This is a genomic window from Stenotrophomonas sp. Steno-Z10-HUANG (assembly GCF_056393075.1).
Map to the genome: position 1 here is coordinate 89,419 of NZ_JBWJPA010000010.1, position 20,709 is coordinate 110,127.

General features: G+C 69.8%; 18 protein-coding genes. 8 read left to right on the forward strand and 10 right to left on the reverse strand.

Annotated features, from left to right (window positions below; all coding sequences use genetic code 11):
• Positions 1–791 precede the first annotated feature (791 nt).
• The 5 genes from AC06E6_RS13500 to AC06E6_RS13520 all read left to right on the forward strand — a co-directional run bounded on the left by AC06E6_RS13500 (position 792) and on the right by AC06E6_RS13520 (position 8,710).
• Positions 792–1,478: an ABC transporter ATP-binding protein gene (locus tag AC06E6_RS13500; RefSeq protein WP_478061679.1), complete on the forward strand. Its 687-nt coding sequence runs from the start codon at positions 792–794 to the stop codon at positions 1,476–1,478.
• 83 nt (positions 1,479–1,561) lie between these two features.
• Positions 1,562–2,722, forward strand: coding sequence for an ABC transporter permease (locus AC06E6_RS13505; RefSeq protein ID WP_478061680.1), 1,161 nt, complete (start codon positions 1,562–1,564; stop codon positions 2,720–2,722).
• 10 nt (positions 2,723–2,732) lie between these two features.
• Positions 2,733–4,214, forward strand: coding sequence for an ABC transporter permease (locus tag AC06E6_RS13510; protein ID WP_240212439.1), 1,482 nt, complete (start codon positions 2,733–2,735; stop codon positions 4,212–4,214).
• A 241-nt stretch (positions 4,215–4,455) separates the two neighbouring features.
• Complete coding sequence (locus AC06E6_RS13515; RefSeq protein WP_240212440.1) at positions 4,456–7,311, forward strand: TonB-dependent receptor; 2,856 nt, start codon at positions 4,456–4,458, stop codon at positions 7,309–7,311.
• A 196-nt stretch (positions 7,312–7,507) separates the two neighbouring features.
• A complete protein-coding gene (locus AC06E6_RS13520; RefSeq protein ID WP_240212441.1) occupies positions 7,508–8,710 on the forward strand; it encodes an alpha/beta fold hydrolase in 1,203 nt (400 codons plus the stop codon).
• On the opposite strand, the gene rarD is transcribed toward AC06E6_RS13520, so the two are convergent.
• The 6 genes from rarD to AC06E6_RS13550 all read right to left on the reverse strand — a co-directional run bounded on the left by rarD (position 8,684) and on the right by AC06E6_RS13550 (position 15,282).
• Positions 8,684–9,595: an EamA family transporter RarD gene (rarD, locus tag AC06E6_RS13525; RefSeq protein WP_104939796.1), complete on the reverse strand. Its 912-nt coding sequence runs from the start codon at positions 9,593–9,595 to the stop codon at positions 8,684–8,686. The genes AC06E6_RS13520 and rarD overlap by 27 nt on opposite strands.
• Positions 9,592–10,491 (reverse strand): drug/metabolite exporter YedA, encoded by a 900-nt coding sequence (gene yedA / locus AC06E6_RS13530; RefSeq protein WP_240212442.1) that lies wholly within the window; start codon positions 10,489–10,491, stop codon positions 9,592–9,594. The genes rarD and yedA overlap by 4 nt, the downstream gene beginning before the upstream one ends.
• 301 nt (positions 10,492–10,792) lie before the next feature.
• On the reverse strand, positions 10,793–12,445 hold the full coding sequence (locus AC06E6_RS13535) for a M28 family metallopeptidase (RefSeq protein ID WP_240212553.1): 1,653 nt from the start codon (positions 12,443–12,445) through the stop codon (positions 10,793–10,795).
• 114 nt (positions 12,446–12,559) lie between these two features.
• Positions 12,560–13,492: an MBL fold metallo-hydrolase gene (locus AC06E6_RS13540; protein WP_478061684.1), complete on the reverse strand. Its 933-nt coding sequence runs from the start codon at positions 13,490–13,492 to the stop codon at positions 12,560–12,562.
• A 118-nt stretch (positions 13,493–13,610) separates the two neighbouring features.
• A complete protein-coding gene (locus AC06E6_RS13545; protein WP_161615355.1) occupies positions 13,611–13,910 on the reverse strand; it encodes a hypothetical protein in 300 nt (99 codons plus the stop codon).
• Between the two features lie 79 nt (positions 13,911–13,989).
• Positions 13,990–15,282 (reverse strand): tryptophan--tRNA ligase, encoded by a 1,293-nt coding sequence (locus tag AC06E6_RS13550; protein ID WP_161615356.1) that lies wholly within the window; start codon positions 15,280–15,282, stop codon positions 13,990–13,992.
• A gap of 109 nt (positions 15,283–15,391) precedes the next feature.
• Here AC06E6_RS13550 and AC06E6_RS13555 point away from each other — a divergent pair, with 109 nt between their 5' ends.
• Complete coding sequence (locus tag AC06E6_RS13555) at positions 15,392–16,183, forward strand: hypothetical protein (protein WP_478061686.1); 792 nt, start codon at positions 15,392–15,394, stop codon at positions 16,181–16,183.
• Between the two features lie 70 nt (positions 16,184–16,253).
• On the opposite strand, the gene AC06E6_RS13560 is transcribed toward AC06E6_RS13555, so the two are convergent.
• From AC06E6_RS13560 to rocF, 4 genes are all read right to left on the reverse strand, one after another.
• The gene (locus tag AC06E6_RS13560; protein ID WP_054667983.1) at positions 16,254–16,475 is read right to left on the reverse strand and encodes a CsbD family protein; all 222 of its coding nucleotides are present in this window, start codon (positions 16,473–16,475) and stop codon (positions 16,254–16,256) included.
• A 200-nt stretch (positions 16,476–16,675) separates the two neighbouring features.
• Positions 16,676–16,810: an entericidin A/B family lipoprotein gene (locus tag AC06E6_RS13565; protein ID WP_054667984.1), complete on the reverse strand. Its 135-nt coding sequence runs from the start codon at positions 16,808–16,810 to the stop codon at positions 16,676–16,678.
• Positions 16,811–16,865: 55 nt separating this feature from the next.
• Positions 16,866–17,018 carry an entericidin A/B family lipoprotein gene (locus AC06E6_RS13570; RefSeq protein WP_054667986.1) on the reverse strand — a complete coding sequence of 51 codons (153 nt, stop codon included), beginning with the start codon at positions 17,016–17,018 and terminating at the stop codon, positions 16,866–16,868.
• Positions 17,019–17,145: 127 nt separating this feature from the next.
• Positions 17,146–18,066 carry an arginase gene (rocF, locus tag AC06E6_RS13575; protein ID WP_104939802.1) on the reverse strand — a complete coding sequence of 307 codons (921 nt, stop codon included), beginning with the start codon at positions 18,064–18,066 and terminating at the stop codon, positions 17,146–17,148.
• 206 nt (positions 18,067–18,272) lie between these two features.
• Here rocF and hemN point away from each other — a divergent pair, with 206 nt between their 5' ends.
• Both hemN and AC06E6_RS13585 read left to right on the forward strand, forming a co-directional pair.
• Positions 18,273–19,670 carry an oxygen-independent coproporphyrinogen III oxidase gene (gene hemN, locus AC06E6_RS13580; protein WP_240212446.1) on the forward strand — a complete coding sequence of 466 codons (1,398 nt, stop codon included), beginning with the start codon at positions 18,273–18,275 and terminating at the stop codon, positions 19,668–19,670.
• A 19-nt stretch (positions 19,671–19,689) separates the two neighbouring features.
• A complete protein-coding gene (locus AC06E6_RS13585; RefSeq protein ID WP_104939804.1) occupies positions 19,690–20,445 on the forward strand; it encodes a helix-turn-helix domain-containing protein in 756 nt (251 codons plus the stop codon).
• The last annotated feature ends 264 nt before the right edge of the window (positions 20,446–20,709 follow it).

The window sequence follows — 20,709 nt, forward strand, 5'->3', positions numbered from 1 at the left end:
CCGGAGGGCGAGGGGCCTGAAAACTGATCTCCGCTATTGCTATTGCTGTTGCTGTTGCTGTTGCTGTTGCTCGCGACTCTGCTCTCGCTTTTGACTTCCGGCCCCCTTCCGCAGCGACGGAGCCGGCGGGAAAAACCCGAAGGGCGACGTGCATGGATGCACGTCGTTTTTCGACGAGACAGGGATGTCTCGTCGAAAAATCCCGCCGGCGGAGTGGACCCGGCGCGCGTAGCGCGTCGGGCGCGTAGGCAGGGCGTGCTTTCTCTTGGTTACTTCTCTTTGCACGAGCAAAGAGAAGTGACTCGCTCCTGCGAAGCAGGAGTGACAGCCCTGCTTTCAAGCTCTCGCTTGGGTTGTTGTTTCTTTCCAGAGCAAAGCCCAAGCAACGGCAAGGGCAGGATCAAGAGCTTTCGCTCCCCCTTCGGGGCGCGAGTTACTTCTCTTTGCTCGTGCAAAGAGAAGTAACCAAGAGAAACACGGGCCGGGACGCGATCCGCCGGGCTGCGCCCGCCGGTTCCCTGCGCTCCTCGCGGCCCAGGGGGACGGCGCACAACTCGCTTCGCTCAGACACGTGCGCCTCTTCGCCCCCTGTCCCGCTGCGGTGCTCGGCCCGCTTTACGGCCTGAAGAAGTCAAAAGAAAACTGCAACTGCAACCGCAACCGCAACCGCAACCGCAACCGCAACCGCAACCGCCCAAGCATCGCCCCATTCACCGCTCCCGCCCACGCGGGAGAAAAAAGCAGAACGGCGCGGCAGCGCCACCCACCGCATTACCCGCAGAGGACCACCCATGACCGCCCTCGTCACCCTCCGCAACATCACCAAGACCTACCAGCGCGGCCCCGAGAAGGTGCAGGTGCTGCACGGCATCGACCTGGACATCGACCGCGGCGACTTCGTCGCGCTGATGGGTCCGTCCGGTTCGGGCAAGACCACCCTGCTCAACCTGATCGGCGGACTGGACACGCCCAGCGGCGGCGAGATCGCCATCGAAGGCCAGCGCATCGACCAGCTCAGCGCCGGCCAGCTTTCGACCTGGCGCAGCCACCACGTCGGCTTCGTGTTCCAGTTCTACAACCTGATGCCTATGCTCACCGCGCAGAAGAACGTGGAGCTGCCGCTGCTGCTGACCAACCTGTCGGCCGGCGAACGCAGGCGCCGCGCGCAGATCGCGCTGGCCCTGGTCGGCCTGGCCGACCGCCGCGACCATCGCCCCAACGAGCTGTCCGGCGGCCAGCAGCAGCGCGTGGCCATCGCCCGCGCCATCGTCTCCGACCCGATGTTCCTGATCTGCGACGAGCCCACCGGCGACCTCGACCGGCAGAGTGCCGAGGAGGTGCTGGGCCTGCTGCAGCTGCTCAACCGCGAGCACGGCAAGACCATCATCATGGTCACCCATGACCCGAAGGCGGCCGAGTACGCCACCCACACCGTGCATCTGGACAAGGGCGAGCTGGTCGACGCCCCGGTGCACTGAAGGAGCCCGGCCATGAACATTCGACACGATCGCCGCGCTTCGGCGCACCGCCGCCCGCGCCACGGCGCGCAGGAGGGCAGGCCATGAAGTACTTCTCGCTGATCTGGGCGCAGCTGTTCCGCAGCCGCACCCGCACCCTGTTCACGCTGCTGTCGGTGGTCACCGCATTCCTGCTGTTCGGCATGCTCGATTCGGTCCGCGTGGCCTTCAGCAGCGGCGGCAGCAGCGTGGCCGGCGCCAACCGCCTGGTCGTCGCCTCGCGGCTGTCGATCACCCAGTCGTTGCCGATCCGCCTGGAATCGCAGATCCGCCAGGTACAGGGCGTGCGCGACGTCACCTACGGCATGTGGTTCGGCGGCATCTACCAGGACCCGAAGAACTTCTTCCCCAACTTCTCGGTGGCGCCCAACTATTTCGACGTCTACCGCGAGTTCGAGATCCCGAACGAGCAGCTGGACGCGTTCCACAACACCCGCACCGGCGCCATCGTCGGCGCGACGCTGGCCAACCAGTTCGGCTGGAAGATCGGCGACACCATCCCGCTGCAGGCCACGATCTTCCCGCGTGGCGGCAGCAACGACTGGCCGTTGCAGCTGGTGGGCGTGTTCCACTCGAAGAACACCGCCACCGCCGCCAACGACGAGCGCCAGTTGATGATGAACTGGAAGTACTTCGACGAATCCAACGACTACATCAAGAACCAGGTGAGCTGGTACACGGTCACGCTGGACAATGCCGACCACGCCTCGCGCGTGGCCCAGGCGATCGACGCGATCTCGGCCAATTCCGACCACGAGACCAAGAGCCAGACCGAGTCGGCATTCCAGCAGGCCTTCATCAAGCAGTTCGCCGACATCGGCATGATCGTCACCTCGATCATGGGCGCGGTGTTCTTCACCCTGCTGCTGTTGACCGGCAACACCATGGCGCAGGCGGTGCGCGAGCGCATCCCGGAGCTGGCCACGCTGAAGACGCTGGGCTTCAAGGACGGCACCGTGCTGATGCTGGTGATGGTCGAATCGGTGCTGCTGGTCGGCCTGGGCGGCGCCCTCGGCCTTAGCCTGGCGGCGCTGGCACTGCCGCTGATGGCCCCCAAGACCATGGGCATGCTGCCGCCGCAGGTACCACTGCAGACCTGGTTCATGGGGCTGGGGCTGATCGTGCTGATCGGCCTGGTGGTGGGCGTGCTGCCGGCGCTGCGCGCCAAGCGGCTGAAGATCGTCGACGCACTGGCCGGGCGCTGAGGAGAACGACATGATCAAGAAACTCTCGATCTTTCTGGCACTACTGCTGGGCATCGCACTGGTGAGCTTCACCGCTCGTCCGTTCTCGCTGTTCGGACTGGCACTGATCACCGGTGGCATCCACGGCGCCCTGCAATGGTGGCGCGGACCAAAACCAGTGCGACCGGCGCAGCCACGGCGACAGACATGGAGCTGGGCATGGAATCTGCTCACCATCGTTCTGCTCGCCATCGGCCTGGGCATCTGGATCGCCCTCCCCTGGGTCGGCGTGCTGGCCGTGGCGGTCGCCATCGCATTGTGGCTGCCGCTCACCCGCAGCGGGCGGCTGGCGCTGGCCGCCACCCGCATCGGCATTTCCAGCCTGCCGCAGCGCTGGGGCGCGTCGTCGGTGATCGTGGTCGGCATCGCCGGCGTGGTCGGGGTGCTGGTGGCGATGCTGGCGATGGGCGAAGGCTTCCAGGCCACGCTCAACAGCACGGGCGATGACACCACCGCCATCGTGCTGCGCGGCGGCTCGCAGGCCGAGACCAACTCGGTCATCACCCGTGACCAGGTGCCGCTGCTGGGCACGCTGCCGGGGGTGGCGCGCGACGCGCAGGGGCGGCCGCTGCTGTCGGCCGAGCTGTCGCAGGTGGTCAACCTGGTCTCGCGTGCCGACGGCACCGACGTCAACGCACAGTTCCGCGGCGTCGGCGACATGGGCTGGGCGGTGCACGACAAGGTCAGGATCGTAAAGGGCCGCCCGTTCAAGCCGGGCCTGCGCGAGATCGTGGTCGGCGAGGGCGCGCAGGGCCAGTTCCGTGACATGGAAGTGGGCAAGACCCTCACCCTGGGCAACCAGGCGTGGACGGTGGTGGGCGTTTTCGCCTCCGGCGACGCGCACGATTCGGAGCTGTGGACCGACGTGCAGACCCTGGCCACCACCTACCAGCGTGGCGCCTACCAGTCGATCAGCGTGCGTACCGAGGGCAAGCCCGGCTTCGAGCAGTTCAAGGCGGCGGTGGCGGCCGACCCGCGGCTGAAGCTGGACGTGGAGACCACCCGCGCCTACTACCGCAAGCAGGGCGGCGGTTTGAACACGCTGATCAGCATCCTCGGCAAGGTGATCGGCGCGATCATGGCCATCGGCGCGGTGTTCGGCGCGCTCAACACCATGTACGCGGCCGTGGCCACCCGTGCCCGCGAGATCGCCACCATGCGCGCGATCGGCTTCCGCGGCCTGCCGGTGGTGACCGCGGTGATGCTCGAGACCATGCTGCTGGCGCTGGTCGGCGGCCTGCTCGGCTGCGCGGTGGCGTGGCTGGTGTTCAACGGCTACAGCGTGTCCACCATCGGCAGCAACTTCAGCGCGGTGGTGTTCAAGTTCCACGTCTCGCCCGAGCTGCTGTGGAGCGGGCTGAAGTGGGCACTGGGCATCGGCCTGGTCGGCGGCCTGTTCCCGGCGTTGCGCGCGGCGCGGCTGCCGATCACCACCGCGCTGCGCGAGACCTGACGGCCACGGTGGCGGCGCGTGCGCGCGCCGCCCCTTTGGCGACTACGGCGATCGGCCGGCAATGGCGGAGTTTGCCTCTTCACGCATCGATCCGTTTGGTCCATGATGCGCGCCCGCTGGAAACCCGGCGGGCAGCGCAGCTGCATGGCACGGATGCCGCGTCCCTCCCCCAACGGTGATCGCATCTGTTCAGGGCGCCCTTCCCGGGCGCCTTTTTTTCGTAGTCAGTAAAGGAAAACCGATGTACCTGAAGTCGACCCCGCTTCGCTCCGCCATCGCGCTGGCCCTGGCCACCGCATGCAGCGCCCCCGCCTTGGCGCAGTCCGGCAATGACGGCACCACCACCCTGGACCGCGTCGAGATCACCGGCTCGCGCATCCGCCAGGCCAGCGTCGAGACCGCCAAGCCGGTCATCGCGCTGAGCCGCGCCGAGATCGAGAAGAAGGGCTACGTCAACGTCGCCGACATCCTGCAGGACGTCACCGCGGCCGGCGCGCCGGCGCTGAGCCGCGCCTCGGCGCTGTCCTCGGCGCGCGATTACGGCGGCATGTTCGTCAGCCTGCGCAACCTCGGCCCGGAGCGCAGCCTGGTGCTGGTCGACGGCCGCCGCATGGGCGTGAGCGCCGGCGGCTACTCCGACGTGGGTTCGATCCCGTCGGCGATCGTCGAGCGCGTTGAAGTGCTGACCGACGGCGCCTCGGCGCTGTACGGCTCGGACGCCATCGCCGGCGTGGTCAACATCATCACCCGCAAGAACTTCGACGGCGGCCAGGCCAATGCCTATGTCGGCCAGTACGGCGAAGGCGACGGCCAGAAGCGTTCCTACAGCGCCACCTGGGGCAAGACCTTCGCGCGCGGCTGGGTCACCATCGGCGCCGAGAAGGTGAAGGAAGACCCGGTGCTGGGCGGCGCACGCGAGTTCACCGCCTATCCGAACGGCCCCTACCACCCCACCGACGGCCTCAACGGCACCACCGCCTGGGGTTCGGTCACGGTCGATGGCAAGGTGCTCAGCGTCGGCCCCGGCGGCGACCCGTCCAAGGTGGAGGACTTCAAGCCGCTCGACCGTTCGGCCTACGCCAACACCAAGACCAACATGACCCTGCTGTCCGGGCTGGAGCGCCGCTCGGCGTTCGCCAACGGCGGCTTCCAGATCAGCGACGACCTGCGCGTGGTCGCCGACGTGCTGTACAGCGAGCGCGAGTCGGTCAAGCAGCTGGCCGGCTACCCGTACTCGGTGTCCTCGGCGCAGGCCGCCAGCGGCACCCGCGCGATGCTGTCCAAGGACAGTGCGTTCAACCACTGGGGCAAGGACGTGCTGTTCTCGCACCGCACCGAGGAGTTCCCGCGCGCGACCAACAACAGCCTGACCACCAAGCGCGCCAGCGTCGGCCTGGAAGGCAGCTTCGAGACCGGTTCGCGCTTCTGGGACTGGAACGTGGGCTACATGTTCAACCGCAACGAGGGCGAGCGCCGCACGCTGCAGAGCATGTACCAGCCCAACGTCAACAAGGCGGTGGGCGCCTCCTTCATCGATGCCAACGGCGTGGCCCGCTGCGGCACCCCGGACAACGTGATCCAGGGCTGCGTGCCGTGGAACCCGCTGGCGCCGATGGGCAGCAACAGCCCCGGCTCGCTCAGCGGCGACCCGGCCGTGCGCGACTACCTGTTCCGCAGCTTCGTCGATGACATCCAGAGCACCACCAAGGTGGTCAGCGCCAACATCTCCGGCTCGCTGTTCAGCCTGCCGGCCGGCGACATCATGGCCGCGATGGGCGTGGAGCACCGCAGCGAGGAAGCCAGCTACACCCCGGACCTGATGGTGCAGAACGGCGAGATCGCCGGCACCAGCGGCCAGCCGACCCGTGGCGACTACACGCTGGACGAGGTCTACCTGGAACTGCAGGTGCCGCTGCTGGCCGACCTGCCGTTCGCGCGCGAGCTGTCGCTGGACGTGGCCGGGCGCTACTCGGACTACGACAACTTCGGCGGCACCACCAACGGCAAGTTCGGCCTGAAGTGGAAGCCGGTCGACGACCTGCTGGTCCGCGCCACCTACGGCACCGGCTTCCGCGCGCCCACCGTGGATGACCTGTACGGCGGCACGGTGACCACCCGCGACCGCATCACCGACCCGTGCGACCGCGCGTTCGGCGCCGCCGCGCGCAATGCCGAAGTGGCCGCGCGCTGCACCGCCGCCGGCCTGGGCGCCGGCTTCCGCCAGAAGACCGGCGACGGCGAACTGGCCAGCACCTCCGGCGTGCAGGCGGTGACCGACTTCACCTCCGGCTCCAACCCGGACCTGAAGCCCGAGACCGCCAAGACCTGGACCGTGGGCGTGGTCTACAGCCCGGACTTCGTCAGCGGCCTGGACCTGAGCCTGGACTGGTGGAAGATCCGCATCGACAACGTCATCGTCGGCGAGTCGGCCACCGACATCCTCAACCAGTGCTACGTGCAGGGCATCGCCTCGGCATGCTCGCGCTTCACCCGCTACACCTCCGGCAGCAACAAGGGCCAGGTCAGCGGCATGAACCGCTCGCTCAACAATGCCGGCTACCAGGAAACCGCCGGCTATGACCTCGGCGTGCGCTACCGCCTGCCGGAACTGGCCATCGGCCGCTTCGCGGTCAGCTGGAACACCACCTACGTCGACTACCTGTCGCGCAAGAGCGACAATGTGGACAGCACCCCGGTCGAGGAATTCACCGGCTGGGGCGGCAACTTCCGCGTGCGCTCCAACCTCAGCCTCGACTGGCAGTACGGCGACCTGGGCATCGGCTGGACCACGCGCTACTACTCGGGCATGAAGGAGAAGTGCTCGTACGATCTGGATGGCGGCCCGGAGTGCAACCTGCCCGACTTCCGTTCCGCGTACACCGACGTGCAGCCCAGCCGCAAGGTCGGCGCCAACACCTTCCATGACCTGCAGGTGCGCTACAGCCTGCCGTGGAACGGCACCGTGTCGCTGGGCGTGAACAACGTCTTCAAGCACGTCGGCCCGGTGATGTACAGCCAGCCCAACAGCAGCTTCACCTACTACGGCGGCTTCGACATCGGCCGCTTCATGTACATGAAGTACCAGCAGCGCTTCTGATCCCCGGATCCCGACCCGTTGCAACCGGCAAAGGCACCGCAAGGTGCCTTTGCCTTTTCCGGCGCCCGGCCCGCCCGGCGCGGCGCGAAACCAAACACCACACAACGGTCATGCATTTGTCATCGACGCGCGGTAGAGCCGCCGCGGCGCAGCCGCTACCGTGGCGACCCTCCCATTTTTTTTTTGGATCTCCGCCATGCTGCGTTCGCTGGCGCTGGCCGGCGTCTGCGTGATGCTGGCCGGCTTCGCCCTGTCTTCGCCGATGCCGCCGCTGTCGCTCAGCGCGCGCCTGGCCGCGCCCGGCGGCACCTCGCCGATGGTGCCCAGCGCGCGCATCGATGCCCTGCTCGCGCGCCTGCCGCACCGCCAGGGCCAGGTGCCCGGCGACGGCGGCGTGGCGCTGCACTGGCTCGCTTTCGATCCGGGCGACTACCGCCTGCATTACCGCTACCTCGGCCAGGGCGAACGCTTCCCCGAGTTCTCGATGCAGGCCAGTGCGCCGGCGGCGGGCGCGGCCCCGCCCGCACCGCGCGGCACGGTGATCCTGCTGCATGGCTGGATGATGGACGGCGGCTCGCTGCTGCCTTGGGCGCTGCAGCTGGCGCAGGGCGGCTACCGCACCATCGCCCTGGACCTGCGCAACCACGGCCGCTCCGGACAGGCGCCGTCCGGCTACGGCACGCGCGAGGGCCAGGATGTGGCCGCCGCGCTGCGCGCGCTCGATGCCCGCGGCGAGATCAGCGGCCCGGTGCACCTGCTCGGCGTGTCCTACGGCGCGGCCACCGCCATCTTCGCCGCGCGCGAGCTCGGCCCGCGGCTGCGCAGCGTGGTGGCGATGGAGTCCTTCGACAACGCCGGCCAGGCGATCCGCGCGATGGTGCCGCACATGCTGTCGCGGCCGCCCGAGCGCCTGGGCGACTACCTGGCGCTGCCGCTGGCGCGCTGGCAGTACGGCGGCAGCGGGCTGGACCAGGCCATCGCCGCCGCCGACCGCCGGCTCGGCCTCGACCTGGACCGCGTGGACGTGGGCCAGGCGCTGGCGCAGGTGCCGGCCTGCGTGCTGCTGCTGCACGGCCGCGACGATGCCCACATCCCGGTGGCGCAGGGCCGCGCGCTGGCCGCCGCCGCGCCACGCGCGCGCTACCTGGAACTGGCGGGCGAGGACCACCTGACCCTGCCGCTGCGGCTGGATCGCCTCTCCGGCGTGGTCGAGGACTGGTTCGCGCGCGCCGGCAACGACGGCGGGCCGTGTCCGTTGCCCGCCGCGCCCGCCTCGGGGTGGACGCACCGGGCGGACGCGGCAGCGCTCACGCCGGAGCGCCGTCGAGGAGCGCCGGCACCGGCGCGGCCGCCCCCTGGCGGGCGGCAGGGCCTAGGCGGCGGGCGCCCGGGTTCGTGAGCGCGCGGCCGCACGCACGCCGTTGACGGCGAACACCGCCAGCCCGGCCCAGATCAACCCGAAGCCGACCAGCTGCGAGGACGCGAACGGTTCGTGCAGGACCAGCACACCTATCAGGAACTGCAGCGTCGGGCCGATGTACTGCAGCAGCCCGACCACCGACAACGGGATGCGGCGCACGCCGTAGGCGAAGGCGATCAGTGGCACCGCGCTGACCACGCCGGCCAGCACCAGCAGCGCGTCGTTGCGCCAGCCCCAGCCGGAGATGAAGCCGCCGCCATGGCCGTTCTCCGCCCACAGCGCGAAGGCCAGCGCCGGCGCCAGCATGAACAGGCTTTCCACGCCCAGCCCGGTCACCGCCTCGACCACCACCAGTTTGCGCAGCAGTCCGTACAGGCCGAAGGTGATGGACAACCCGATGGCGATCCACGGCGCGCGCCCGCTCTGCCAGGTCAGCCAGGCCACGCCCAGCGCCGCCAGCGCCACCGCCAGCCATTGCAGGCGGCCCAGGCGCTCGCGCAGCACCACCACGCCCAGCACCACGCTCAGCAGCGGGTTGATGAAGTAGCCCAGGCTGGTCTCGACCACGTGGCCGGCATTCACCGCCCAGATGTACAGGCTCCAGTTGGCGCCGATCAGCAGGCTCGACAGGCCCAGCAGCCAGAACCGCCGCGGCGTGGCCCACACCTCGCGCAGCCAGCCCCAGCCACGCACGATGGCCAGGCCGCCGACCAGCAGCACCGCGCTCCAGATCACCCGGTGGGCGATGATCAGGAACGACGGCACCTCGATCAGCAACCGCCAGTACAGCGGGAACAGCCCCCAGATGACGAACGCCAGGGTGGTCGCCAGCAGGCCGTTGCGGTGCTCGTGCGCGGGCGTCATGCGCGGCGCAGCCGGGCCAGGGTGATGACCACGACGCCGGCCAGGATGACCGCCATCGCACCGATGTCCGCCGCACTGAAGCGCTCGTGCGCGATCCACGCGCCCAGCGCCACCGCGATCACCGGGTTGACGTAGGCATAGCTGCTGGCCAGCACCGGGCGCACGTTGTGCAGCAGCCACACGTAGGCGGTGAAGGCGACGATCGAACCGAACACGGTCAGGTAGCCCACCGCCAGCATGCCCTGCAGCGATGGCGGCCCGTCCATGCGCTCGCCGCGCAGCAGCCCGGCCACCACCAGAATCGCGCCACCGCACAGCATCTGCGCGGCGGCGGTCATGAACGGCGACGGCAGGTCGCGCCCGCGCGACCAGATCGAGCCGGCCGCCCAGCCCAGCGGTGCCACCAGCAGGAACACCAGTCCGGCCGGGGTCGCGGTCAGGCTGCTGCCGGCGTTGAGCCACAGCACGCCGGCGAAACCGACCGCGATGCCCAGCCATTCGCCAGCGGTCACCTTCTGTCCGCGGAAGGCGGAGAACAGCGCCATCCACAACGGCACCGAGGCCACCGCCACCGCGGCCAGCCCGGAGGACACGTCGCGCTCGGCCATGACCACCATGCCGTTGCCCAGGAACAGCAGGCTGAAGCCCATCACCGCCAGGGTCGGCCACTGCGCGCGCGTCGGCGCGGGCACGCCGCGCCAGCGCAGCAGCGCGTACAGCACCCCGCCGGCGATCACGAAGCGGGTGCCGGAGATCACCGACAGCGGCGGCATGCCGCCTTCCAGCGCCAGGTGGATGCCGAGATAGGTCGAACCCCAGACCACGTACACGAGGAGCAGGGCCAGTACGACAAGGCCGCTCCGTGGAGCAGCCGATGTGGTGGGGGGCGCAGACATGGGGCAGGTACCGCCATCCGGGGAATGCGGATTCTAGGGCACCACGACGCCGCCGATCAGCCCGAAAAACGGCATGCTGTATCCGCCGCGGCCGGCCCCCGGCATGCGTCGCCCACGCCGCTACTTTCCGGGCTGCGCATTGGCCCCTGCGCAGCCGCACCCGGCGGCACGCCGGCCAGTGGAGCGAGGCGCAACCGCAGGCGCCCGCGTGCATGCGCGATGCCTGCCCGCCGGGCGCACGTTCCGCCGGGTGGACGCAACCGCGGAGCAGGCGCAGGCACGCGCCGCGGCATGCCTGCGGTCAGCGCCTGGCGGTGTCGCTCGCTTCGCGCGCGGCCTCGAACTCCGCGCCCTGGTCCCACGCCGGCCAGCGCCGGCTGTTGGCCAGCTCCAGGCCCAGGTCGTAGACCAGCAGCGTGTCGGCGGCCAGGCCACGCGGGTCCCACTGCGGCGACCATGCGTCGCAGGCCTGGTGGTAGCAGCGGGCGAAATAGGCATCGCGCAGCGCGCGCCCGGCGGCGACGCCGCCGTCGCGCTTGTCCAGGCCGGCGCCGACGGTGATCGCCGGCACGCCCTTGCGGGCGAAGGCGAAATGGTCGGCGCGGTAGAAGAAGCCCGCTTCCAGGTTCGGGTCCGGCGACCAGCGGCGGCCGCGCGCCCGCGCGACGCGGTCCACGTCCGCCTCCAGCGAAACCCGGCCCTTGCCCCAGGTGGCGATGTCGGCGGTCTCGCCGTCGGGGCTGAACATCTCGATGTTCAGGACCGCGGCCGTGGTCTCCAGCGGCGCCAGCGGATGCTCGGCGTAGTAGCTGGCACCCAGCAGGCCCTTTTCCTCCGCGGTCAGGGCGATGAAGTACAGCGTGCGCTGCGGGCGCGGGCCGGCGGCGAACACCCGCGCCAGTTCCAGCACCGAGGCCACGCCGGTGGCGTTGTCGATGGCGCCATGGCGCACGGTGTCACCGCTGGCGTCGGGCTGGCCGATGCCGAACGCATCCCAGTGCGCGGAGAAGATCACCGATTCGTCCGGATGCGTCGCGCCTTCCAGCTTCGCCACCACGTTGCGGGTGACCACCGGTTCGCGCTTGACCTTGAAGCGCGCCGACAGGCGTGCGTCGCCCAGTTCCACCGGGTGGAAGTCGGCGCGCATCGCCCTGCGCTTCTCCGCGTCGAAATCCAGCCCGGCCGCGGCGAAGATGCGCTCGGCCAGCGTGCGCTGCATCCAGCCACGCAGCGGGGTGTGCAGCGCGCGCGCATCGGCCTCGCTGCGCTGGATGTCGAACAGCGGCGAGGTGCCGGACGCCTTCACCGTCGCCCACGGATACGCCGCCGGCGCGGTCTCGTGCACGATCAGCACGCCTTCGGCGCCACGCCGCGCGGCTTCCTCGAACTTGTAGGTCCAGCGGCCGTAGTAGGTCACCGCCCTGCCGTCGAACGCGCCCGGTGCGTCGGCCTCGAAATCGGCGTCGTTGATCAGCACCACCGCGATCTTGCCGCGCAGGTCGACGTCCTTGTAATCGTTCCAGCGCCGTTCCGGCGCGTCGATGCCGTAGCCGACGAACACCATCGGCACGTCCTTCAGATCCACCGCGCCGAGCGGGCTGAGGCTCTGCAGGGTCACGTCCTCGCCGTTGGCCAGCGGCAGGCGCTTGCCAGCCAGCCGCAGGCTGGCGTCGACCGCGCCGTCGACCTGCGCGCGCACCAGCGGCACCTCCTGCACCCAGCTGCCGTCCTTGCCGCCCGGCTGCACGCCGGCCAGGCGGAACTGCTCGACCAGGTAATCGACGGTGCGCTGCTCGCCGGCGGTGGCCGGGGCGCGGCCTTCGAACTCGTCCGAGGCCAGCATGCGCACATGCCGCGACAGCGCCGCCGGGTCGATGCCGCCGCCGGGCAGGTCGTTGGCGGCGCTGGCGATGCCGCCGACGAACAGGCAGGACGACAGCAACAGCATGCGCATCGGATTCACGGCGGCACCAGACAACAGGAGGATTGCGGGATTTTACCCGTAGATGCGGGGCTTGCCGCGCATGAAGCTGCAACGACGATGCCCCGTGCCGGGCGCGCCCGGCAGCTACGGCTTCGCGCGGTCCAGCCAGCACGCCAGCCCCTGCGCGTTGAGCTCGATGTCCATCTCGAGCACGCGCAGCACGCCGGCGTCGTCGAGCCGGCAGCCATGCGCGCGGGCGCGCTCCAGGTACAGCGCGCCCAGCGCCGCCACCAGCGCGCGGTGGCGGTCGCCGCGGCCATCGCAGGCGCGGGCGATGGCGGTCATCGCGTCGATCTGCGCGTGCAGGTCGGCGGCCAGCCGCGCGGCGTCCTGCACGCGGCCATAGTGGGTCAGGTACATCGCCTGCGGGGCCCGCGCCATCAGCCGCTCGATCGAGGCGTGCAGCGCATCGGGTTCGAACTGCACCGGCGAGGTGGTGGGGATGATGAACGCGCCGCGGGCGCTGTCCAGTTCGCGGTAGGACAGGCCGAAGGTGTCGCCGGTGAACCAGCTGCGGCTGGCCGCATCCCACACGCACAGGTGGTGGCGGGCATGGCCGGGGGTGTCGATGCACAGCAGTTCACGTCCGCCCAGCGACAGGCGATGGCCGTCTTCGGCCACCACCACGCGCTCGGCCGCCACCGGCACGATCTGCCCGTAGCTGCGCGCCATCTCCGCCTCGCCGTAGACCGCGGTGGCGCCGGCCACCAGCCGCGCCGGGTCGATCATGTGCGGCGCGCCGCGCGGGTGCACCAGCAGGCGTGCGTTGGGCAGCTGCCGCATCAGCGCACCGGCGCCGCCGGCGTGGTCCAGGTGGACGTGGGTCAGGATCACCCAGTCGATGGCGTCCACGCCGAGCCCGGCGTCGGCGATGGCCGCCAGCAGGCGCGGCAGCGCATGGCTGGTGCCGCAGTCGATGAAGGCGCCGCGGCCGTTGTTCACCAGCAGATAGGCGGCATCGAAGTGGTCGCGCTGGAAGGCGGTGTCGATGACGTGGATGGCGTGCGCGGCAGGCATGTGTCGGCTCCCGGGTGGCACGCCGATGCTGTCACCGGCATGGCGGGCACCGCAATACGGCTTTCGTCGCGCGGGCGCCGGCGGCCACGGCTGTCGTCGCGCCCGTGGCCACCCCAGGTCAGGCGTGGCGCAGCACCCGCGGCCGCAGCAGCAGCGCCAGCACCATCACCGCAAGGAAACCGCCATAGGCATAGAGCACCGCCAGGATCTGCCGCCACAGGCTGTCGGCATCCATCTCGGCCGCGCCGATGCGGTAGCCCCAATGCATCAGGCCGATGCTGACCAGCAGTGCCAGCACCAGCATGGCGGTGTCGTACACGGTGCGCGCGCGGTGCCGCGGATGCCGCGGGAACCACCAGTACAGCGCGGCCATCACCGCGAACCAGGGCAGGAACAGCAACAACGACAACCAGGCCATCGTCAGCTCCATGTGCGGCGCACGCCGGACGGGCGCGCGCCATGGCGGGTGGTGGGCGGCGCGGGGCGCCGTGTCCGTGTCAGTCCGCTTCGCGCAACTGGCGCAATGCCGCCAGCACCGGCTCGACGCCGGCCTCCAGGCGGAACAGCTCGCTCTGCAGCGCATCGCCCTGCTCGGCCTGCTTGAGCACGGCGATCAGCTGGCCGGCGTCGCGCGGCGAATCGAAGCCTTCGCTCTGCACCAGCAGCTGGCCCTCGCCGTCGAGCAGCTTGAAGTAGAACCGGCCGTCCTTCTCGCGGTACTGCTTGAACAGCGGCAGCGCGGCCTTGGCCGCGGCCACGGCCTTCGGCGCGTCGCCGGCGCTGGACAGGTCGCGCAGCCCCACCGCGTGGCGCAGTTCCTTCAGCAGCGGGATGGCGAACTGCTCGCGCAGCTGCTGGCCGCGGCGGCGCAGGATCGCCTCGATCTTCTCCGGCTCGGCCATCAGCGCGTTGTAGCGCTCGCGCAGCGGCGACAGTTCGCCGTCGATGCGCTCGAACAGCTGCTGCTTGGCATCGCCCCAGCCGATGCCGGCGGCAAAGGCCTGCGCGAACGCGGCGGTCTGTTCCGGGGTGGCGAAGGCCTGGTACATCTGGAACAGCGCCGAGCCCTCGGTGTCCTTGGGTTCGCCGGGCGCGCGCGAATCGGTGACGATCGAGAACACCAGCTTCCTCAGCTCCTCGCGCGGGACGAACAGCGGGATGGTGTTGTGGTAGCTCTTGCTCATCTTGCGGCCGTCCAGGCCCGCCAGGGTCGCCACCTGCTCGTCGATGATCACTTCCGGCAGGGTGAAATACTCCTTGCCGTAGATGTGGTTGAAGCGCTGGGCGAAATCGCGCGCCATCTCGATGTGCTGGATCTGGTCGCGGCCGACCGGCACCTTGTGGGCATTGAAGATCAGGATGTCGGCGGCCATCAGCACCGGGTACATGAACAGCCCGGCGGTGATGCCGGCATCGTCGTCCAGCTGCTCCTCGCGGTTCTTGTCCACGGCCGCCTTGTAGGCGTGGGCGCGGTTGAGGATGCCCTTGCCGGCGACCACGGTCAGGAACCACATCAGCTCGGTGGTTTCCGGGATGTCGCTCTGCCGGTAGAACCACACCGAGTCCGGGTCCAGGCCGCAGGCCAGCCAGCTGGCGGCGATCTCCAGGGTCGAGCGCTGGGTGCGCTCGGGCTCCTGCGACTTGATCAGGCTGTGCAGGTCGGCCAGGAAGAAGAAGCTTTCGATCCCCGGCGCGCGGCTGGCGGCGATGGCCGGGCGGATGGCGCCGACGTAGTTGCCGAGGTGGGGAGTGCCGGAGGGGGTGATGCCGGTAAGGACGCGGGTAGTCATGAACGCAGACGTGACGGACGGATTAACCGGCCCAGTGTAACCGCCGCGCGCCAACCCCGCCGCCCGCACCCATCCGTTCATGGCCGCGTCCCCGCCAACGGAGCCCGCCATGTACCGCTTCCCCGTCTGCCTGCTTGCCATCCTCGCCCTGTGCGGCTTCCGCCCGGCGCCACCGCTGCCTCCGCCGATGCCGGTGGCGCTGTCGCTGGTCGACCGCGACAGCGGCGATGAAGCCACGCCGTACCTGCATCGCGGCCAGCAGTGGGTCGCCGGCACCCCGGGGCACCGCTATGCGGTGCGCCTGCGCAACCTCAGCGGCGAGCGCGTGCTGGTGGTGCTGTCGGTGGACGGGGTCAACGCCATCAGCGGCCAGACCGCGGCGCCGGACCAGGCCGGCTACGTGCTCGAGCCCTGGCAGGACAGCGAAATCACCGGCTGGCGCAAGTCGTCGGCGGAGGTGGCGCAGTTCGTGTTCACCGACCGCGGCGACAGCTACGCCAGCCGCACCGGCCGACCGGCCGATGTCGGTGTGGTCGGCATTGCGGTGTTCGCCGAAGCGCGGCCGCTGCCCATCGCCGCGGCGCCGGCGCCACGGCCCGCGCCGCTGCGCGCCCAGGACGCGCGGGCCGGGCGCGCGATGGACGCACCGGCATCGGCGGCCGCTGCCGCCGGCCGCGAACGCCAGCAACTGGGCACCGGCCATGGCGGGCGCGAGGCATCGGCCAGCCACGCCACCGTCTTCGAGCGCGCCAGCCACGCGCCCATCCAGGTCACCCAGGTCCGCTACGACACGCGGGCGCGCCTGGCACGGATGGGCATCGTGCCGGGCCAGCGCCGGGATTCCACGCCGCGAGCGTTCCCGGGCGGCTTCGTGCCCGACCCGCCGCCGCGCTGGCGCTGATCGCACAGACGCCGGACGGGCCGCGTGATGCGGCCCGTCCGGATGCTGCGGGGGGAGGTGGCGCGCTGGTTCAGCGCCAGTCCGGATGATCCCGGTGCAGCGTGTCCTGGAAGTCGCGCACTTCCTTCTCGGCGCGGTCCTTGGCCCAGCCATAGCGCTCCTGCAGGCGCCCGGCGAGGTACTCGGCGTTGCCCTCGGCCACCTTGAAGTCGTCGTCGGTCAGATCGCCCCACTTGGCCTGCGCCTTGCCCTTGAGCTGGCTCCACTTGCCGGAAATGATGTCTTTGTTCATGCGTGTCTCCTTGCTTTTCTTCGGGGGAATGGCGGCAGCTCCGCCGCACGGACAGCATGCAGGCGCGAATGTTGGCAGGGCATCGACGATTTGTGTGCAAGCGCTGATGTTCTTGAACGGCGCTTCAGCTTGCACCGGATCCGGTAACGAAAAAGGCCGGCAGGATGCCGGCCTTCTCCACGTACACCAATCGCCGTGGGTCAGCGCTTGGCTGCGTCCTCCACCTTCTCGCCGGCCTTCTGCACGTCCTTGCCGGCACCGGCAACGGTATTGCAGCCGGACAGCACCGCGATCGAGAACAGCGACAGCATCATCAGGGCAACCATGCGCTTCATGTCTATCTCCTGGGTGGCTCTTGGATGGCGCGGCCCGCAGGGACCGCGGCGGGGATCAACACTTGCCGTCGCTGCAGTCGTGGGCCTTGTCCTCGACCTTCTCACCGGCCTTCTGCATGTCCTTGCCGGCGCCGGCGACGGTGTTGCAGGCGCTGAGCGTTCCCGCCGAAAACATTGCCAGCAGGGCCAGCATCAGTACTCGCTTCATCAGGTTTCTCCTCTGCTCGACTGGCGGCCGCCGGGTGGCGACGCCGCGTGTGGAGAGGAATCTGGCGGCATTCACGTGCAGCGGGCGTGAACGCCGCCGGTGCGGGTTCAGCGACGTCGTGCCGCCGTCAATCGCGCATCAGGGTCGATTTCCCGAACAGGCTCTCGACCAGGTCGACCGCGAGCTTGGCGGTACGGTTGCGGCGGTCCAGCAACGGGTTGAGCTCGACGATGTCCAGCGAGCCCATCAATCCGGTGTCGGCGATCATCTCCATCACCAGCTGCGCCTCGCGGTAGTTGACCCCGCCGGGCACCGTGGTGCCGACGCCCGGGGCGATGCTCGGGTCGAGGAAATCCACGTCGAAGCTGACGTGCAGGTGGGTATTGGCGTCGACGCCCTCGAGCGCGGCCTCCATCGCCCGCTTCATGCCGCTCTCGTCGATGTAGCGCATGTCGTACACGTCCACCTGGTGCTGTTTGATCAGGCGCTTCTCGTCCTGGTCCACCGAGCGGATGCCGATCTGCCGCACCTGCTGCGGCGAGATCGCCGGTGCGTCGCCGCCGAGCCGGGTCAGCGCCTCCGGGCCGAGCCCGCACAGGCACGCCACCGGCATGCCGTGGATGTTGCCCGATGGGGTGACTTCGGAGGTGTTGAAATCCGAATGCGCGTCCAGCCACAGCACGCGCAGCTGCTTGCCCTGCTCGCGGCACCAGCGCGCCACCGCGGTGATCGAACCGATGCCCAGGCAGTGGTCGCCACCGAGCATGATCGGCAGGCGCCCGTCACGCAGTTCGACCAGGGTCGCCTCCATCAGCGCGTGGTTCCACGCCACCACCTCGTCCAGGTGACGGTACCCGCCCACCGGTTCGGTCCATGGGTTGCGCGGCCCCTGCAGGTTGCCGACGTCGCGCACGGCCACGCCACGCGCGGCCAGCGCCTCGGGCAGCCCGGCAATGCGCAGCGCCTCCGGTCCCAGGCGCGCGCCGCGGTGGCCGGCACCGACGTCGGTGGGCACACCGATCAGCGAAACGGGACGATGAGTGGCCATGGTTCCTCCGGTTGCAAATGAAAGCAGTTTACCGGGCGCATGTGACCGTCGCCTGCGGCAACGCAGCAGCCTGCACGCCGGGGCTGGCGCGCCCGCCGTGCGGGCCGGGGCGAACCGGCGCCCTCCGTGGCCTGCGACAGGGGCCCGGCGCGGCGCGGTTGACGCACGTCAAGGACAAGCCGCCGGTGCCTGCCTAGGCTGCCGCAATGGACACTCCGTCTCCCCTGTTCGACCCCGAACTGCTGCGGCGCTACGACGCACCGGGGCCACGTTACACCTCCTATCCGACCGCCCCGCAGTTCACCCCGGGGTTCCAGGAAATCGACCTGCTGGAGATGGCGGCGACCAGCAACGGCGACCCGATCCCGCGCCCGCTGTCGCTGTACCTGCACATCCCGTTCTGCACCAGCCCCTGCTTCTACTGCGGCTGCAACCGCATCATCACCCGCGACACCGCGCGCGGCGCCGCCTACCTGACCCGGCTGTACCGCGAGATGGCGATGATGTCCACGCTGTTCGACCGCGACCGCGACGTCGAGCAGGTCCACTTCGGCGGCGGCACCCCCAACTTCCTCGCCCCGGCGCAGATCGCCGAGGCCATGGACGTGCTGCGCCGGCATTTCTCCTTCGCCCCGGCCGCGCGCCTGGACTGCTCGATCGAACTGGACCCGCGCTTCATCAGCCCCGGACAGATCGGCGAACTGGCCGCGGCCGGCTTCAACCGCGCCAGCCTCGGGGTGCAGGACTTCGACCCCGAGGTGCAGCGCGCGGTCAACCGCATCCAGGGCGTGGAACAGACCCTGGCGGTCATCGACGCCTGCCGCCGGCATGGGCTGCGCTCGGTCAACGTGGACCTGATCTACGGCTTGCCGCGGCAGACCCTGGAAGGCTTCTCGCGCACCCTGGACATCACCCTGCAGGCGCGCCCGGAGCGGCTGGCGATCTACGGCTATGCGCACCTGCCGTCGATGTTCCGCCCGCAGCAGCGCATCGACGCCAGCGCGCTGCCCGCGCCAGAGGCCAGGCTTGCGCTGCTGCAGTGCGCGATCGACAGGCTCGGCCAGGCCGGCTACGTCTACATCGGCATGGACCACTTCGCCCTGCCCGACGACAGCCTGGCGGTGGCCCAGCGCAATGGCAGCCTGCACCGCAACTTCATGGGCTACACCACCCATGCCGAAAGCGACCTGATCGGCCTGGGGGTCAGCGCCATCAGCCACATCGGCCCCAGCTTCAGCCAGAACCCGCGCGACCTCGGCAGCTGGGAGCAGGCCATCGACCGCGGCCACCTGCCGGTCTGGCGCGGCCTGCGCCTGGAAGAAGACGACCTGATCCGCGCCGATGTGATCCAGCAGCTGATGTGCCACGGCACCCTGGACTTCGGCGACATCGAGCGGCGGCATGTGATCGAGTTCCCGAATTATTTCGCAACGGCGCTGCAGCGGCTGCAGGCGCTGCAGCAGGACGGGCTGGTGGAGCTGTCCGCCAACGGCCTGGCGGCGACCTCGCGGGGGCGCCTGCTGTTGCGTATCATCGCCATGTGCTTCGACCGCCACCTGCCCACCGCCGCCGCAGCGACGCCGTGCTTCTCGCGTACGGTGTAACCCCGACGGGAGTGCCCGAATGAGTTCGCCGCTGGTCTTTCCGCGTACCGACGCGCGCATCGTCGCCGACGACGGCGACGCCCTGACGTTCTGTTCCACCTGCGCGTTCTCGCAGGCGTGCCTGTCCGAGGGCATGGACAAGGGCGCGCTGGCCGACCTGCACGTGCTGGTCGAGCATGTCGGCCCGCTGCGCGCCGGCGAGCACGTATTCCGCGAGGGCGACCCGTTCGGCGCGATCGCCGCGGTCCGCGCCGGCACGGTCAAGACCTACCAGACCGACCGCAACGGCCACGAGCAGGTGCTGGGCTTCCACCTGCCGGGCGAGGTGATCGGCCTGAACGCGATCCACGGCGACCGCTATCCCTGCAATGCGGTGGCGCTGGACACGGTGATGCTGTGCCGTTTCTCGTTCCCGCGCATCGCGCTGCTGGCCACGCGCCTGCCCAACCTGCAGCAACACCTGTTCAAACTGATGAGCCGCGACATCGGCGTGGCCTCGCTGTTCGCGCGCGACAACAGCGCCGATGAGCGCATGGCGGCATTCCTGATCGGCCTGTCGCGACGCCTGGCCGCGCGCGGCTTCTCGCCGCGCCGGTTCCAGCTGACGATGGCCCGCACCGATATCGCCAACTACCTGCGCCAGGCGCCGGAAACGGTAAGCCGGGTGCTGCGCCGGTTCGAGCAGGACGGGCTGCTGCACATCAAGCAGCGCGACGTGGAGATCCTCGACCTGCCGCGGCTGGAGGCGATGGCGCTGGCGGTCCTGCGCGACTGAGCCTGCCTGGCGTTACGCTTTCCGCGCATCCCGAAGCCCCCTGGAGCCCGCCCCGTGCGGGCTCCTGTCATTGCAGCCGTTGCCGTTGATTCTGCCTTTGCCTTTGCCTTTGTCTTTGCCTCTGCCTTTGCCTCTGCGTTTGCCTCTGCCTTGGCTTCTGCCTTGGCTTCTGACTTCCGGATCCCCTTCCGCAGCGACGGAGCCGACGGACAAGACCCCGCAGGGGCGGCGAGCATGGGTTCGGCGGAAACAGGCGAAGCACTG